13 protein-coding genes and 1 tRNA gene are annotated in these 15,230 nt (G+C 67.2%); 9 read left to right on the top strand and 5 right to left on the bottom strand.

Annotated features, from left to right (window positions below):
- Positions 1-70 precede the first annotated feature (70 nt).
- The gene (locus Q0A27_RS09870; protein WP_291475026.1) at positions 71-847 is read left to right on the top strand and encodes an SDR family oxidoreductase; all 777 of its coding nucleotides are present in this window, start codon (positions 71-73) and stop codon (positions 845-847) included.
- 99 nt (positions 848-946) lie between these two features.
- Here the strand turns inward: Q0A27_RS09870 and rpsA are convergent, their stop codons facing one another.
- Positions 947-2,407, bottom strand: coding sequence for a 30S ribosomal protein S1 (gene rpsA / locus Q0A27_RS09875; protein WP_291475028.1), 1,461 nt, complete (start codon positions 2,405-2,407; stop codon positions 947-949).
- Positions 2,408-2,557: 150 nt separating this feature from the next.
- Entirely contained in the window at positions 2,558-3,676 is a 1,119-nt protein-coding gene (locus Q0A27_RS09880; protein WP_291475030.1) for an isocitrate/isopropylmalate family dehydrogenase, read from the bottom strand.
- Positions 3,677-3,727: 51 nt separating this feature from the next.
- Between Q0A27_RS09880 and Q0A27_RS09885 the strand changes: the two genes are divergently transcribed.
- A complete protein-coding gene (locus Q0A27_RS09885) occupies positions 3,728-4,741 on the top strand; it encodes a DUF368 domain-containing protein (protein ID WP_291475031.1) in 1,014 nt (337 codons plus the stop codon).
- A gap of 43 nt (positions 4,742-4,784) precedes the next feature.
- Positions 4,785-5,492: an MgtC/SapB family protein gene (locus Q0A27_RS09890; protein WP_291475106.1), complete on the top strand. Its 708-nt coding sequence runs from the start codon at positions 4,785-4,787 to the stop codon at positions 5,490-5,492.
- A 40-nt stretch (positions 5,493-5,532) separates the two neighbouring features.
- Here Q0A27_RS09890 and polA read toward each other — a convergent pair whose 3' ends face one another.
- Entirely contained in the window at positions 5,533-8,238 is a 2,706-nt protein-coding gene (gene polA, locus Q0A27_RS09895; protein WP_291475033.1) for a DNA polymerase I, read from the bottom strand.
- A 109-nt stretch (positions 8,239-8,347) separates the two neighbouring features.
- Here polA and Q0A27_RS09900 point away from each other — a divergent pair, with 109 nt between their 5' ends.
- Positions 8,348-9,028, top strand: coding sequence for a TetR/AcrR family transcriptional regulator (locus tag Q0A27_RS09900; RefSeq protein WP_291475034.1), 681 nt, complete (start codon positions 8,348-8,350; stop codon positions 9,026-9,028).
- A 31-nt stretch (positions 9,029-9,059) separates the two neighbouring features.
- Positions 9,060-9,136, top strand: a tRNA-Leu gene (locus Q0A27_RS09905).
- A 12-nt stretch (positions 9,137-9,148) separates the two neighbouring features.
- Here the strand turns inward: Q0A27_RS09905 and Q0A27_RS09910 are convergent.
- Entirely contained in the window at positions 9,149-10,411 is a 1,263-nt protein-coding gene (locus tag Q0A27_RS09910; RefSeq protein ID WP_291475035.1) for a glutaminase, read from the bottom strand.
- A 44-nt stretch (positions 10,412-10,455) separates the two neighbouring features.
- On the opposite strand from Q0A27_RS09910, the gene Q0A27_RS09915 reads away from it, so the two are divergent.
- From Q0A27_RS09915 to ehuA, 3 genes are read left to right on the top strand one after another with little or no spacing between them, the layout of a single operon-like run.
- Positions 10,456-11,403, top strand: coding sequence for an ABC transporter substrate-binding protein (locus Q0A27_RS09915; protein ID WP_291475041.1), 948 nt, complete (start codon positions 10,456-10,458; stop codon positions 11,401-11,403).
- Positions 11,400-12,371 (top strand): amino acid ABC transporter permease, encoded by a 972-nt coding sequence (locus Q0A27_RS09920; RefSeq protein WP_291475043.1) that lies wholly within the window; start codon positions 11,400-11,402, stop codon positions 12,369-12,371. The genes Q0A27_RS09915 and Q0A27_RS09920 overlap by 4 nt, the downstream gene beginning before the upstream one ends.
- Positions 12,371-13,147 carry an ectoine/hydroxyectoine ABC transporter ATP-binding protein EhuA gene (gene ehuA / locus Q0A27_RS09925; protein WP_291475045.1) on the top strand — a complete coding sequence of 259 codons (777 nt, stop codon included), beginning with the start codon at positions 12,371-12,373 and terminating at the stop codon, positions 13,145-13,147. The genes Q0A27_RS09920 and ehuA overlap by 1 nt, the downstream gene beginning before the upstream one ends.
- 251 nt (positions 13,148-13,398) lie before the next feature.
- On the opposite strand, the gene Q0A27_RS09930 is transcribed toward ehuA, so the two are convergent.
- Complete coding sequence (locus Q0A27_RS09930; RefSeq protein ID WP_291475047.1) at positions 13,399-13,776, bottom strand: hypothetical protein; 378 nt, start codon at positions 13,774-13,776, stop codon at positions 13,399-13,401.
- A gap of 72 nt (positions 13,777-13,848) precedes the next feature.
- Between Q0A27_RS09930 and Q0A27_RS09935 the strand changes: the two genes are divergently transcribed.
- Positions 13,849-15,213 carry a DUF4921 family protein gene (locus Q0A27_RS09935; RefSeq protein WP_291475049.1) on the top strand — a complete coding sequence of 455 codons (1,365 nt, stop codon included), beginning with the start codon at positions 13,849-13,851 and terminating at the stop codon, positions 15,211-15,213.
- Positions 15,214-15,230: the final 17 nt, after the last annotated feature.

A 15,230-nucleotide genomic window follows, 5' to 3' on the forward strand; every position in this document is an offset into this window, starting at 1 on the left:
ACCCCCGTCTCACCTGTCAGGAGCGCGAGTGCCCCCCGTTCAGGTCAACTGTCTGCCACACTCGACCGATATGGACATCAACGGAAAAAGTATCGTCGTCACCGGAGGTGGAGCCGGTATCGGACGCGAGGTCGTCCGCCAGCTCATCAGTAGAGGCGCGACGGTCCATGCCGTCGACCTGCGCACCGACGCACTGAAGGCGTCCGACCACCTCATCCCCCACCAGCTGGACATCACCGACCGCGACGCCCTCACCGCGCTCGCCGAGCGGACCGGCCCGGTGGACGCGGTGGTGAATGTCGCCGGCATCGTCCAGGACTTCGTCGACATCGCCGACCTGGACCGTGAGACCTTCGCCCGGGTCATGGACGTCAACTTCTGGGGCACGGTCAACACCGTCGAGGCATTCCTCCCCGGTCTGATCAGCCGACCGGAGTCGGCGGTCGTCAATGTCTCCAGTATGGGTGGACTGGTCCCCGTCCCCGGCCAGAGTGCCTACGGTGCCTCGAAGGCAGCGGTGAAACTGTTCACTGAGGGGCTGCGCACCGAGCTGCGGAAGACAGACGTCCGCGTGTCGGTCGTGTTCCCCGGTGGTGTGAACACGGACATCACGACGAACTCGGGTGTCGAGGTCGACGGTGCCGACGATCCGGAAAAGCGGGCCAAGGCCGCGAAGTTCCTCACCTCGCCGCAGGACGCCGCGGCGAAGATCGTGAAGGCCGTGGAGACCGGCAGGGCCCGCGTCATCATCGGGAAGGACGCCCGGCTCATGGACACGCTGTCGCGCGTCATGCCGGTGAAGACGGCGTCCGCGATGGCGGCGCTGATGGGCAGGCTCAACGCCTAGAAGGACCGTATACGACACACGCAGAAGCCCCCGTGGAGTGATCCACGGGGGCTTTCAGCAGTGTTCCGGAGCAACGGAACAGCGGCGCTGCGGCAGAGACTAGTTGCCGGCCAGCTTCTCGCGCAGAGCAGCGAGCTGCTCGTCGGAAGCCAGGGAGCCGGAGTCGGCGACAGCCTCGGCAGCGGGAGCCTCGGCAGCCTCATCGCTGGAGGAGGAGTAACCGGACTCGCCAGCCTCGGCAGCCTCGGCGGCCTGGGCGCGGTGACGCTCGATCTGGGCGGCGTGCAGCTTGTGACGACGCTCGGACTCGGCGTAGCGGGCCTCCCAGGCCTCGCGCTGGGCGTCGAAGCCCTCCATCCACTCGTTGGTCTCCGCGTCGAAGCCCTCCGGGAAGATGTAGTTGCCCTGCTCGTCGTAGGAGTCGGCCATGCCGTACTTGGACGGGTCGAACTCCTCGGTGAAGTCCTCGTCAGCCTGCTTGAGGGACAGGGAGATCCGGCGACGCTCGAGGTCGATGTCGATGACCTTGACCATGAGGTCCTGGCCGACGGTGACGATCTGGTCCGGGACGTCGATGTGACGCTCGGCCAGCTCGGAGATGTGGACCAGGCCCTCGATGCCCTCCTCGACGCGGACGAAGGCGCCGAACGGGACGAGCTTGGTGACCTTGCCCGGGACGATCTGACCGATCGCGTGGGTCCGGGCGAAGACGCGCCACGGATCTTCCTGGGTGGCCTTCAGGGACAGGGACACGCGCTCGCGGTCGAGGTCGACGTCGAGAACCTCGACGGTGACCTCGTCACCCACGGCGACAACCTCGGACGGGTGGTCGATGTGCTTCCAGGACAGCTCGGAGACGTGAACCAGACCGTCGACACCGCCGAGATCGACGAAGGCGCCGAAGTTGACGATGGAGGACACGACGCCCTTGCGGACCTGGCCCTTCTGGAGCTGGTGCAGGAACTCGGAGCGGACCTCGGACTGGGTCTGCTCGAGCCATGCACGGCGGGACAGGACAACGTTGTTGCGCTGCTTGTCCAGCTCGATGATCTTGGCCTCGAGCTCCTGGCCGATGTACGGCTGGAGGTCGCGGACACGACGCATCTCGACGAGGGAGGCGGGCAGGAAGCCACGCAGGCCGATGTCGAGGATGAGGCCGCCCTTGACGACCTCGATGACGGTACCGGTGACCGGCTCGTCCTTCTCCTTGAGCTCCTCGATGGTGCCCCAGGCACGCTCGTACTGGGCACGCTTCTTGGAGAGGATCAGACGACCGTCCTTGTCCTCCTTGGTGAGGACGAGCGCGTCGACCTCGTCGCCGATCTCGACGACCTCGCCGGGATCGACGTCGTGCTTGATGGACAGCTCGCGGGAGGGGATGACGCCCTCCGTCTTGTAGCCGATGTCCAGGAGAACCTCGTCGTGATCGACCTTGACGACGGTACCTTCGACGATGTCACCGTCGTTGAAGTACTTGATGGTCTGGTCGATGGCGGCGAGGAAATCCTCAGCGGTGCCGATGTCGTTGATGGCAACCTGAGGAACGTTGTTGGTGGGCATAGGTGAAGGTGCTCCGAAACGGATAGTTATCGTTGTGGACAGGACTCCGCCGGTTCCACCGCACCGCATCACACGGCCGCACGACTTCCCCGACGTTGCTCCGCGACCTCAAGGATCGTGCTCAGAAGTTCATGTAGAGGCGCGTAACGTTCAGTACCCTACACCAGGGCCCGCTAGCAGTGCAAACACCGCTTCCGAGTATTCCGTGGTGGATGCTGGTGAGGTCGCCGCAGACGTCCCACCGACCACCTCCGCCACATCCGCGGTCGGGCGTCCCAGCATCGCCTCGCGGACCGCCGCTGACAGTCGTTCCCCTGCGGCGGGGAACCCCAGATGACGCAGCAGTTGTGCCGCCGAGTTCATCAGACCCGCCGGATTCGCCACCCCTGCCCCGGCAATGTCGGGGGCCGACCCGTGAGCCGCCTGGGCCATGGCGCGGCGTCCGCCCGCGTTGATGCTGCCCGCGGTACCCAGCGACCCGCCGAGCGCCGCGGTGAGATCGGAGAGGATGTCCCCGAACATGTTCTCCGCGACGATCGTGCGGTGCTCGCCCGGGCAGGTCACCAGGTCGGCGCACAGGGCGTCGATGTGCACCGGACGCAGCACCACCCCGGTGGATGCCGCGACCTGCTCCGCCTCCTCCAGGTACATCCCCGAGGTCCGGGTGAGCACATTCGACTTGTGCGCCACAGTGAGGACGCCACCACGACCCATCGCCACAGCTGCGGCGTACTCCGTGATCTGGCGCACCTTCGCACGCGTGAACACCCCGACCGCCAGTGCGACATCCTCGGTGACGCGCAGGTCACCGGAGCCGGCGTACATGTTCCGGTCGGCGTACATGCCTTCGGTGTTCTCCCGGACGACCACCACGTCCAGGTCCGGGGTCACTGATCCGGGCAGTGCCTGCACCGGGCGGACATTGGCCCAGAGGTCAGCTGACAGGCGCAGCTCGGCGGAAGGATTGCGCTGCGCCCGGGCTTCGGGCGGGTAGGAGACATTGTCGTGCGGTCCGAGAACCCAGCCGTCGAGGCCACGCACCGTGTCCATCGCCTGTTCCGGGGCCACCTGTCCGGTCGTGGCGAAAGCCTCCGCGCCGAGCAGCAGCGGCTCCCAGTCGACGGTCACGGCGTCCGGCATCAGTGCCAGCTCTACCGCCCGCCGCGTCGGCGGCGTGATCTCGGGGCCGATCCCCTCCCCGTCCCAGTACCCCAGCCTGATGCTGCGGGGAGTCACGGGAGGAACGGGCTGCGGTGTGAGGTCGGTCATGGCGGCCATGATAGTGGTCGGACCCCGCCGGAGGATACGATGGCCGGTACCATGACCACAGTGAACGAGAGTAACGATCCGGGCGCTCGCTCCGGCGCCCACCAGCCCGCTTTCCCGCCCACTCCCCGCACTCCCGGGAACATCGCCTTCAACGCGGTACGCGGTGGCCTCATCGGCTCCGCCGAACTGGTCCCGGGCATCTCCGGCGGCACCGTCGCGCTGGTGACCGGCGCCTACGAACGCGTCCTCTACAACGCCAACCGTCTGCTCGACGGGGTGAAGGTCTGGCCGAAGGACCGGGCTGAGGGCGTGCGCCGGATGAAGGCCGTCGACTGGACGATGCTGCTGCCCATGGGCATCGGCATGGTCCTCATGGTCTTCGCCCTGGCCGGCGTCATCGGCGATTTCGTCGAGGACCACGAGATCCCCTCCCGTGCCCTGTTCCTCGGCATGGTCACCGTCTCCCTCGCCGTCCCGCTGCTGATGATCGACTGGGCGGACCTGAAGAAGCGGTTACCCGTCGCAGTCCCCCTGTTCCTCATCGGAGCCGCCTTCACCTTCATCGCCACCGGCTTCTCCGCCTCCGACAACGACAACCCCAGCAAGCTGCTCGTGTTCATCGCCGCCGCCGTCGCCGTGTGCGCGCTGATCCTGCCCGGTGTCTCCGGTTCCTTCTTCCTCTACGCGATCGGCATCTACACCGCCACGCTGGACGCCGTCAGCGACCTCGATCTCGGCTACATCGCCGTCTTCGGTCTCGGCGCCCTCACCGGCCTGGTGCTGTTCGTCCGGGTCATGGAGACCCTGCTGACCCGCGCCCGCACCCTCACCCTGTTCACCATGACCGGCATGCAGCTCGGTTCACTGCGGGCCCTGTGGCCCTGGCAGGAAGGCGAGGAAGGCGAGACCGTCACCCTGCTCGCCCCCGGCGACCAGACCGGCCTGGCGATCCTGCTCTTCATCGTCGGCGCCGCCGTCGTCGGCGCGATGGTCGCCGTCGAGCAGGTCATGAAGCGTCACCGCGAGGCCGCGAGGGCCGACCGGAGCACCGTCACAGAGGGGTGAATCCGTGGTGACCGTCGCGTAATCTGACGTCATGGTTCCCCTGATGGTTCCCCTGGCGACCGACACCTTCGCGGGGCAGGGCACCGGACAGATCGCCCTGCTTCTGCTGGCGTTCGTCCTCAGCACCCTCATCGGGTTGGAACGACGTCTCCGCGCACGCAACGCCGGACTACGCACACAGGCCATCGTCGGCACCTCCTCGGCCCTGTTCGTCCTGGTCGGCAAGTACGGCTTCAGTGACATCCTCGGCGACCACGTCAGTTTCGACCCCTCCCGTATCGCCGCCGGCATCGTCTCCGGCATCAGCTTCCTCGGCGCCGGACTGATCCTCACCCGCCGCAACACCGTCCTCGGCCTCACCACCGCCGCGAGCGTGTGGGAGACCGCCGCGATCGGTACCGCCGCCGGCGCCGGACTCTGGCTGCTGGCCCTGACGGTCACCGTGCTGCACTTCGTCATCACCTACGGGCTCCGGGCGCTGTCGCGCATCCTCCCCGGCGGCGACTCGCGTGTCCAGATCAGCGTGGTCTACGACGACGGCAGAGGTCTGCTGCGGGGCATACTCACCGCCATCACCGACCACGGCTGGTCCGTGCAGGAGGCCGGCCAGCGCACCGACCTCGACGACGACCGGACCGGCCTGCACCTGGGCCTCACCGGCCGTCACTCCCCCGACGACCTGGTCGCCTCCCTGTCCGGCATGCCCGGGGTGCAGTCGGTCCGTGTCCTCACCGAGGAGGACGACGACTGAACCGACGCCCCCGGTCAGTGCCCCCGGTCAGTGCCCCCGGTCAGTGCCCCGCAGTGTCCCAGTCCTCCCCGACGCCGGTGGAGACGTCCAGCGGGACCCGCAGATCCGCGGCACTGTCCATCTGCTCCCGCAGGATCTCCGTGACGACCTCCTGCTCCCCCTCGACGACCTCGACGACGAGTTCGTCATGGACCTGCAGCAGGACACGGGACGCCAGGTCCCGGCGCGTGAACTCCGCGTCCACCCGCAGCATCGCCCGCTTGATGATGTCCGCGGCGGTGCCCTGGATCGGCGCATTGAGTGCGGCACGACCGGCGGCCTCGGCGGCGACCCGGTTCGAGGAGTTCAGCTCCGGCAGGTAACGCCGGCGCCCGTAGAGCGTCTCTGTGTACCCGGTCTCCTTGGCGTGGGCGACGACCTCGTCGAGGTAGCGCTTCACCCCGCCGAACCGCTCGAAGTAGTTGTCCATGATCTGCTTGGCCTCGCCGGCGGAGATCCGCAGCTGCTGGGACAGGCCGAAGGCACTCAGACCGTAGACCAGGCCGTAGCTCATCGCCTTGACGCGGCGACGCAGCTCCGGGGTGACCTGCTCGACCGGAACGTCGAAGACCTTCGAACCGACGTAGTTGTGCAGGTCCTCCCCCGCCCGGTACGCCTCGATGAGTCCCGGATCCTGGGACAGGTGCGCCATGACGCGCATCTCGATCTGCGAGTAGTCGGCGGTGATGAGGGTTGCGTAGCCGGTGCCGACACGGAAAGCCCCGCGGATGCGGCGTCCGGCCTCGGTGCGCACCGGGATGTTCTGCAGGTTCGGGTCGGACGAGGACAGTCTCCCGGTCGCCGCCCCGCGCTGGTTGAAGGTGGTGTGGATGCGTCCGTCATCGGAGACGGCCTCGACAAGCCCGTCGATGGTGGACTTCATCTTCTGGTACTCACGGTGCGCCATGAGATGGCCGAGGAAGGGATGAGGGTGGGACGCGGCGAGCTTCTCGAGCTCACCGGCGGCCGTGGAGTACCCGGTCTTCGTCTTCTTCGTCTTCGGCAGTTCCAGGGTCTCGAAGAGGACTTTCTGCAGCTGCTTCGGGCTCGACAGGTTCAGGGTGTCGTCCCCGGCGATGGACCGGGCCTCGGCGATTTCCGTCTCGATCTGCACGCCGTACTCGTCGGAGAGGTCCCGCAACGACGCGGCGTCCACCGGGATTCCGGTCGCCTCCATCTTCGCCAGCACGGTGGCCAGCGGCACCTCCAGGTCGAGGTAGAGCTCCATGGCGCCGATCTCCGCCAGTTCCGGGGTCAGCGCCGCGACGAGTTCGGCGGTCGCCTGGGCGCACACCGCGCCCGGCGCGTCCGCGGCGATCTCGTGACCGACATGACGCTGCACCACGTCGGAGAGGTCCCCGGTGCGCAGGTCGGGACGCAACAGGTAGGCGGCCAGGGCCGTGTCCTGCTCCACACCGGCGAGCACCAGACCGGAACCGTTGAGCTTGTGCCACTCCGCCTTGGCGTCATGCACCCATTTCGGGGCACCCCGGTCAGCGAGCCAGTCCCGCAGGGTGGCTTCGTCGGCGGGGTCCTGGTCGGTGAGGTCGATGTCCACCGCGTGCAGTGCACCGTCCTCACCCACCACAGGGTCGAGCAGGGCGATGCGGTCGGCGCGTCCACCCGCGGGCGTCCCCACGCCCGTGACGGTGACCGCGAGCGAACGGTGCACCGCAGTATCCCCCGCGGGACGGTTGACCTTCCAGCCCGCGTGCTTCGTCAACCACGTGGCGAGCTTGCCGCCGGCAGGTGCGTCCATGGTCAGGGCGGCGGCCTCGCCGTCCTCGAACTCCACGCCGAAGGTACGGAAGGCGCGGTTGCGCAGCGTGGTGCCGAACTGGAGGGCCTCGAACATGTCGAGGGACGCCGTGGGGTCCGGCGTACCGGGCGTCAGTGCCTCCAGCTGCCCCGCCTCCCCGAGATCGAGGTCACGGACCATTTCGGTGATGTTGCGGGCCAGCAGGACGTCGGCGAGGTGGTCCCGCAGGTTCTGACCGACCTTGCCGCCGATCTCGTCCTTGTGCTCGACGACGCCGTCGAGACTGCCGTAGCCGGTGATCCACTTCTGCGCGGTCTTCGGGCCCACGCCGGGCACACCGGGCATGTTGTCGGAGGTGTCACCGCGCAGCGCGGCAAGGTCGGGGTACTGCGTCGGGGAGACGCCGTACTTCTCCTCCACCCGGGCCGGGGTGAACCGGTCGAGTTCGGAGACGCCCTTGAGGGTGTACAGCACGGTGACGTCCTCGGTGACGAGCTGGAAGCTGTCGCGGTCACCGGTGCAGATCAGAACCCGCATCCCGGCCGCCGCCCCGCGCGTGGCGAGCGTGGCGATGATGTCGTCGGCCTCATAGGCCTCCTTGGTCAGCGTGGTCACGCCGAGGGCACGCAGGGTCTCCTGGATCAGCTCCACCTGGCCGTGGAACTCCGGCGGGGTGGAGGGACGCTGCGCCTTGTACTCCGGGAAGGTCTCGGAGCGGAACGTCGGACCGGACAGGTCGAAGGCCGTGGCGATGTGGGTGGGGTGCTCGTTCTCGACGAGGCCGAGCAGCATCCCGAGGAAGCCGTAGACCGCATTCGTGTGCTGGCCACCGGTCGTGGAGAAGTTCTGCGCGGGTAGCGCGTAGAAAGCCCGGAACGCCAGGGAATGGCCGTCCAGGAGCAGCAGGGTGGGGCGTCCGGAAGCGGTCGAGGGGGCGGCGTCAGTCATGGAACCTTCCTGCATGCGGGCATGTCGGGATCGGGGCGGGAGACGGAATGTGGTCTTCACTACCCCGGCAATCACCTCGCCGGGGAGTCTGCGGGTTATCCTAGTCGCCATGACTGACCAGACTTCGAGGGCCGGAGGCCCCCGGCAGACGAATGTCGTCGGCATCCAGAACAAGCTGCCGCCGCGTCGCCGGTCCGTGGACACCCGCCGGGAGATCCTTCTCGCGGCCCGCAAGGTGTTCTCTGAGCGCCCCTACGCTGAGGTCTCCCTCAAGGAGATCGCCGCGGACGTGGGGGTGAGCGCTCCGCTCATCATCAAGTACTTCGGGACAAAGGAGAATCTCTTCGAGTCCCAGCTGGACTTCTCCGCGACCGCGGACCGCCTCAACGAGGTCCCTTTCGGTGAACTCGGCCAGCACCTCACGCGTGTCGCGGTGACGTCGCCGGCGGACTCCCCGAATTCGATCGTGCACCGGCTCGCCGACTCCGGCGGTAACCGCCACATCGTCGACGCCATCGGCCGGGTCTACCGTGAGCAGGTCGTCGACTGGCTCGTGAAGAAGATCGAGGAGGAGTCCCCCAGTCCGGACGCCGAGACCGCCGATTCCGGGATGGACGCCGAGACCCGGGCGGAGGCCGCGATGTCCATGCTCGCCGGGCTGTCCCTGATGCGCCGCCTGGTGACCGAGGACTACTTCAAGTCCGAGTCTGACCGGGTCGACGCCTTCGTCGCCTACTACGGCTCCCTGATCCAGGGGGCGCTGGACGGCGACGCCGGTTCCGTCCAGTAGGATCAGTCGCTGTCGCCGACCGCGGCAGTTTCCCCCAGTAGCCCAATTGGCAGAGGCAACGGATTCAAAACCCGTCCAGTGTGAGTTCGAGTCTCACCTGGGGGACCACGTCAGTCCGCCTCAGACCTCGTCGTCTGAGGTCTCCACACTCGTGCCGTCGTCCATGGTGCGGTCACCGAGCAGTCCGTCCGGGTCGATGACGCCGATCCGGTGACCGTCCTCCCGGATGCGCCGAAGTCCCTCCAGCACCATGGAGCGACCGAATCCGTCGACGTCGGTGACCCGACGCATGTCCACCACCACCCGGTTCGTCTTCAGCTCATGGCCGGCGACGGTGGCCAGGAAGTCCTCGGCACCGGTGAATCCGAGACCTCCCTGCAGCCGGATGGCGGTGACGAGACCACGCTGCCGGATGCTGCGCACCGCCGAACCCCGGGCCGGCACCGCGGACATCAGGTGCAGTCCCATGTCCTCCGACATCCTCCGGAAGATCTCCGAGCCCCGGACGCTGTTGCCCGAGGCGTCCAGCCGGGGCGAGAAGGTGGCGATACCGAGCTGCCCGGGCAGGGTGCCCATCAGGCCACCGGCGACACCGGATTTGGCAGGGATACCGACGCCGGCCATCCACTTCCCCGCCCCGTCGTACATGCCCGCCGACGCCATCACGGCCTGCACCTGACGGCACACCCGCGGCTCGAGGACCTGCTCACCGGTGACCGGCTGGCGTCCACCCAGAGCCAGGGTCGCGCCCATCACCGCCAGGTCCTTCACCGTGACGAGAACCGAACACTGACGGACGTAGCCGGTGACGGCGTCCTGCGCGGAATCCTCGATGACCCCGTAGCTGCGGAGCATGTGCGCCAGCGCGAGGTTGCGGTCGGCGGTCGCCAATTCGGAACCGGTGACGCGATCGTCGATGTGCAGTTCCCGGCCGGCCAGTCGGGAGAAGTAGTCCAGCAGCAGCTCGACGCGGGCCTCCACGGAGGAATCCTCGCCGTTGATGAGCTGGTTCACCGCGATGGCACCGGCGTTGATCATGGGGTTGACCGGACGGTGCGTCCCGCCGTCGAGGGAGAGCTCGTTGAAGGCCTCACCGGAGGGTTCCATGCCGACCGTTGAGAGCACCTTCTCGACCCCCGCCTCCTGCAACGCCACCGCGTAGGCGAAGGGCTTGGAGATCGACTGGATCGTGAACTCCCGCTCGTCGTCGTTGTCCGGGCCTCCGGCACTGTAGACCCGTCCCGCCGCCGTGCAGAGGGCGACCGCCAGGGGTTCCGGATCAGCGGCGGCGAGCTCCGGGATGTAGTCGGCGACGGCACCGTCATCGTGAGGGCGGACGTCGTCGAGGATGTCGTCGAGGTAACTTCTCAGCGGGATCTCCATGGTGACCGAGGGTACAGATCCCCGCGTCCCCTAAGATCAGGGCCATGACAACCCCCACAAGCTCCCGACGGAGTCGTGCGGGGCGGAGGAGACACCGACCCACCAGATCGGTCATCGCGGCAGTCGCCCTGACGGCGTCCGTCGCAGGTCTCACCGCCTGCGTGACCAACACGGAGTCCGCGAACCCCGACGGCTGGGTGGACACCCTGCCCGACCCGGTCCCCGAGCTCCAGGCCCTGCTGCCCGACCGGTACCTCAACGGAGGCACCCTGCGGGCGAGCACGAATCCGACATTCCCGCCGAACCAGTTCAAGGACCCGGACGGCAACATCATCGGTTTCGAGGTAGACCTGGTCAACGCCACCGCCGCGCTGCTGGGCCTCGACGTGACCTTCCGCCAGCAGGACTTCAACCTGATCCTCCCGTCCATCGACGGCGGCACCGTGGACATCGGTGTCTCCGGATTCTCGGACACCGAAGAGCGGCAGAAGAACTACGACTTCGTCGACTTCTACACTTCCGGCATCTCCTGGGCAACGACCCCGGGCAAGACCGTGGATCCACAGGACGCCTGCGGGCTTTCCGTCGCCGTGCAGAAGGGCACCTACTCCGATACCGACGATGTGCAGGTCAAGGCCGATGAGTGTGAGGCATCCGGGAAGCCGGAGCTGACGAAGTTGGTCTATGACTCGGCGAATGCGGCGTCCACGGCCACGGCCCTGGGCCGGGCGGACGCCATGAGCTCGGATTCGGCGGTCACCGACTTCGCCATCCAGCGTTCCGAGGGGAAACTCGTCCCTGCCGGCGACGCCTTCGACACGACCCCCTTCGGCTGGGCCTTCGCCAAGAACTCCGACCTGGTCCCGGTCTTCGCCACCGCCCTGCAGTACCTCATGGACTCGGGTGACTACGAGGACATCCTCACCCCGTGGGGCCTGACCGACGGCATGATCGACACCGCCACCGTGAACACCAAGGAGATTGAGCAGTGAGCACACCAGACACCCGCCCCGTCGGGACCCGTCCGGTCGACAACGAGGTCGTCCCGCTGCGTCATCCCGGGCGCATCATCGCCGCGGTGATCCTGCTGGCGCTCGCAGCCTGGATCATCATCGGCGCCCTGACCAAGGACGCCTACGGCTGGGACACCTACCTCGACTATCTCTTCGACAGCCGGATCGCCGAGGCGGCGCTGCACACCCTCGCACTCACTGTGCTGGCCATGGCCATCGGCATCGTCCTGGGCGCGGTCATGGCTGTGCTGCGGATGTCGCCGAATCCGGTGATGCGCGGCTTCTCCTGGGTCTACCTCTGGGTCTTCCGCGGGACGCCGGTCTACGTCCAGCTGGTGTTCTGGGGTCTGCTCGGCTCGATCTACCACAGCATCAACGTCGGATTCGCCGAGGTGAGCGTCGAAGGCTTCCTGAAGAACTTCTTCGTCCTCGCCTTCGTCGGCCTGGGGCTCAACGAGTCCGCCTACATGGCCGAGATCGTCCGTGCCGGCCTGCAGTCCGTGCCCGAAGGACAGACCGAGGCCTCGAAGGCCCTCGGCATGACCTGGTGGCAGACCATGCGCCGCACCGTGCTTCCCCAGGCGATGCGGATCATCATCCCGCCGACCGGCAATGAGCTGATCAGCATGCTGAAGACCACCTCGCTGGTCATCGCGGTGCCTTACGCCGGGGAGATCTACGGCCGGTCCACCGACATCGCCTACGCCATGTTCGACCCGGTGCCGATGCTGCTCGTCGCGGCGACCTGGTACCTGGCGATCACCTCGATCCTCATGGTCGGCCAGCACTACCTGGAGAAGTACTACTCCCGCGGTTCCTCGCGCACGCTGACCAGCCGTCAGCTCGCCGCCATGACAGACGCCGAGGGCATCCCCCCGGCCAACGTGAAGATCGTGGGCCCCGGCACCCCGGGTGTCTCCGACGATGACAAGAAGGGAAACCTCTGATGAGCAGCACAGACACCCCGATGATCGCCTTCCGTGACGTCTGGAAGCGCTTCGGTTCCCTCGATGTGCTCAAGGGCATCGACTTCGATGTTCCCGCCGGATCGGTGACCTGCCTCATCGGTCCGTCCGGCTCCGGCAAGTCCACCCTGCTGCGGTGCGTGAACCATCTGGAGCAGATCGACGCCGGACGCATCGAGGTCGAGGGCGACCTCATCGGCTACCGGAAGAAGGACGGACGGCTCTACGAGATCTCCGAGCGGGACGCCGCAAGGCAGCGTGCCGGTGTCGGTATGGTCTTCCAGTCCTTCAACCTCTTCCCCCACCGCACGGTACTGGCCAACATCACCGAGGCCCCGGTGAAGGTCAAGGGCGAGTCGAAGGTGGAGGCTGAGGCGTACGCCCGCGAGCTGCTCGACCAGGTCGGCCTGGCCGACAAGGCGGACGCCTGGCCGGTCCAGCTCTCCGGCGGTCAGCAGCAGCGCGTCGCGATCGCCCGTGCGCTGGCGATGCGTCCGAAACTGATGCTCTTCGACGAACCGACGTCCGCGCTGGACCCGGAGCTCGTCGGTGAGGTGCTGGCCGTCATGCGCCGGCTGGCAGATGACGGCATGACGATGCTCGTGGTCACCCACGAGATGGGCTTCGCCCGGGAGGTCGCCGACCAGGTGGCGTTCATGGCCGACGGCCGCATCGTCGAACACGGACCGGGTCGCGAGGTCATCAGCAATCCGAAGGAGGAACGCACCAGGGCGTTCCTGTCGAGCATCCTCGACTAGTTCCCCTTCCCCCGGTGCTACTCCCCACAGTGGCAGCGGTCGACATCAGGGACCCCGGCGAGGGCTTCCTCGATATGCTCACCGCATCCTTCCCAAGTGGGCTTCCCGCAGGTGGGACAGGTGATTCTCCGGCACATGGTGACTCCCGCAAGCTGACGTCGGGGCAGCCTCTCCACCCCTTCGGTACCCCAGGGGGGTATCTGTAAACATACTGTACCCCACGGAGTACCCGAGAGCCACACTCCCGACTCTCAGGGCCGTACGTCGACGTGCCAGGGCACCCGGGGCCTGCCCGGGTCATCGAGGATCTGCTGGAACAGTGCCTCAGCCGGCTGCTGCTCCCGCTCGGTGAGCACCTCCGACAGGCGCATGGACAGCCCGCTGATGCTGCCCTTGTGTTCCTTGACGTCGAAGACCAGGGCGGCGGGTTCGGGGGTCTCCTGGGTGAGGTCGACGAAACCGTAGTCCTTCCACACCCCCTCCAGGCTGGGATCCTTGGTGACATCGGTGCGGACGTCCAGGTCAGCGGTGAGAACGTCGGCGTTGGCTGCGAGAAGCTGGCGGAAGTCTTCGCTGATCTCCGAGCGCTGCTCCGGAGTCGCGAGGATGCTGAACACGATCTGTGGCATGGGACCCAGTAAAGCACCCCTCACCTACGCCTGCCAGGGACACCCGGAACATCAAAGGGTTACCCTGTACGTGTGATTGGTCACTCCCCGATGAACCCGGCACCCGTCCCACCGCTCACCACGCTGCCCGACGGCACGATCAAGCAGGTCAACCCGTTCTCCGGCACCGAGGTCTGGACCGTGCCCGGTCGCGCGCACCGCCCGGTCCCCCACCACGGCCCCGCGGCATTCGCGGTCACGGAGGACAACCGGGATACCCAGACCGACTTCGGCATCGGCAACAAGCTGAAGACCACGCCGGAGAAGGCCCGCATGGTCATCGACGACAACGGCGAGCCCCGCATCCTCCGCGGCCTCACGGTCTCACAGCTGGAGGAAACCGACCCGTTGTTCCGCCGGGTGGCGAACCTCTACGAGATCCTCACCTACAACTACTGGACGGTGAACTACGGCCACCGGATGGACGCCACCGCCGCCCGCCACATGGCCGAGTACCTCGCCGAGGATGCCGGGGTTGAGCACGTCGCGGCCCTGCTGCGCACCAAGATGGAGCGCGCCGGCGTCCCCGGGGAAGAGATCGATGATGTCTTCAGTGACGAGAAGCTGTTCCAGACCGTCCATGAGAAGAGCGGCGCGTTCTTCGGCGGCGGCCATGACGTGATCCTCGCCCGCGACCACTACATCCCCGGCGCCACGAGCAGTGACCAGCTCTGCGGTTCAGGTGACCTCGGCTGGGAGACCCACCGCCTCTACATCGCCTTCACGGTGGACGCCATGGACCGTCTGTACCGCGCCAACCCCTACGTCCGCTACGTCGCGGCTTTCCAGAACTGGCTGGCTCCGGCGGGCGCGAGCGTCGAGCACCTGCACAAGCAGCTCGTCGCCATCGACGAGCACGGTCTGCAGAACGAGACGGAGATCGCCCAGGTCCGCAGCAACCCGAACATGTACAACGAGTGGGCGGTGGACTACGCCGGCCACCACAACCTCATCTTCGCTGAGAACGACCACGCCATCGCCTTCGCCGGGTTCGGTCACCGCGGCCCGACCCTGGAGGTCTTCTCCAAGTCGGCTACCACCGAACCCTGGCTGATGAATGACGAGGAACGCGACGCGGTCTCCGACCTGGTCCACGCCTGCCACGTCGCCGCCGGCACGGAGACCCCGTCCAACGAGGAATGGCTGCACCGTCCGCTGGACGTCGACGTGCCCATGCCGTGGCGCATCGTCATCAAGTGGCGCACCTCCACCCTGGCCGGCTTCGAGGGCGGCACGAAGATCTTCATCAACACCGTCTCCCCGAAGGCCCTCAAGGAGCAGGTCCTGGCCGCGCTGCTCGCCGCCCGGGAGGAGGGGCGCCTCGCCCCGGGCCTCCGGCTGGGCAACGAGTGCGTCTTCCAGCGCAACACGTTGAAGTACAACCCGGCCGTCCGCTGATCCGGGGATAGGGTGGA

The sequence above is a fragment of the Corynebacterium sp. genome (assembly GCF_022712275.1).
Classification (GTDB): Bacteria; Actinomycetota; Actinomycetes; order Mycobacteriales; family Mycobacteriaceae; genus Corynebacterium.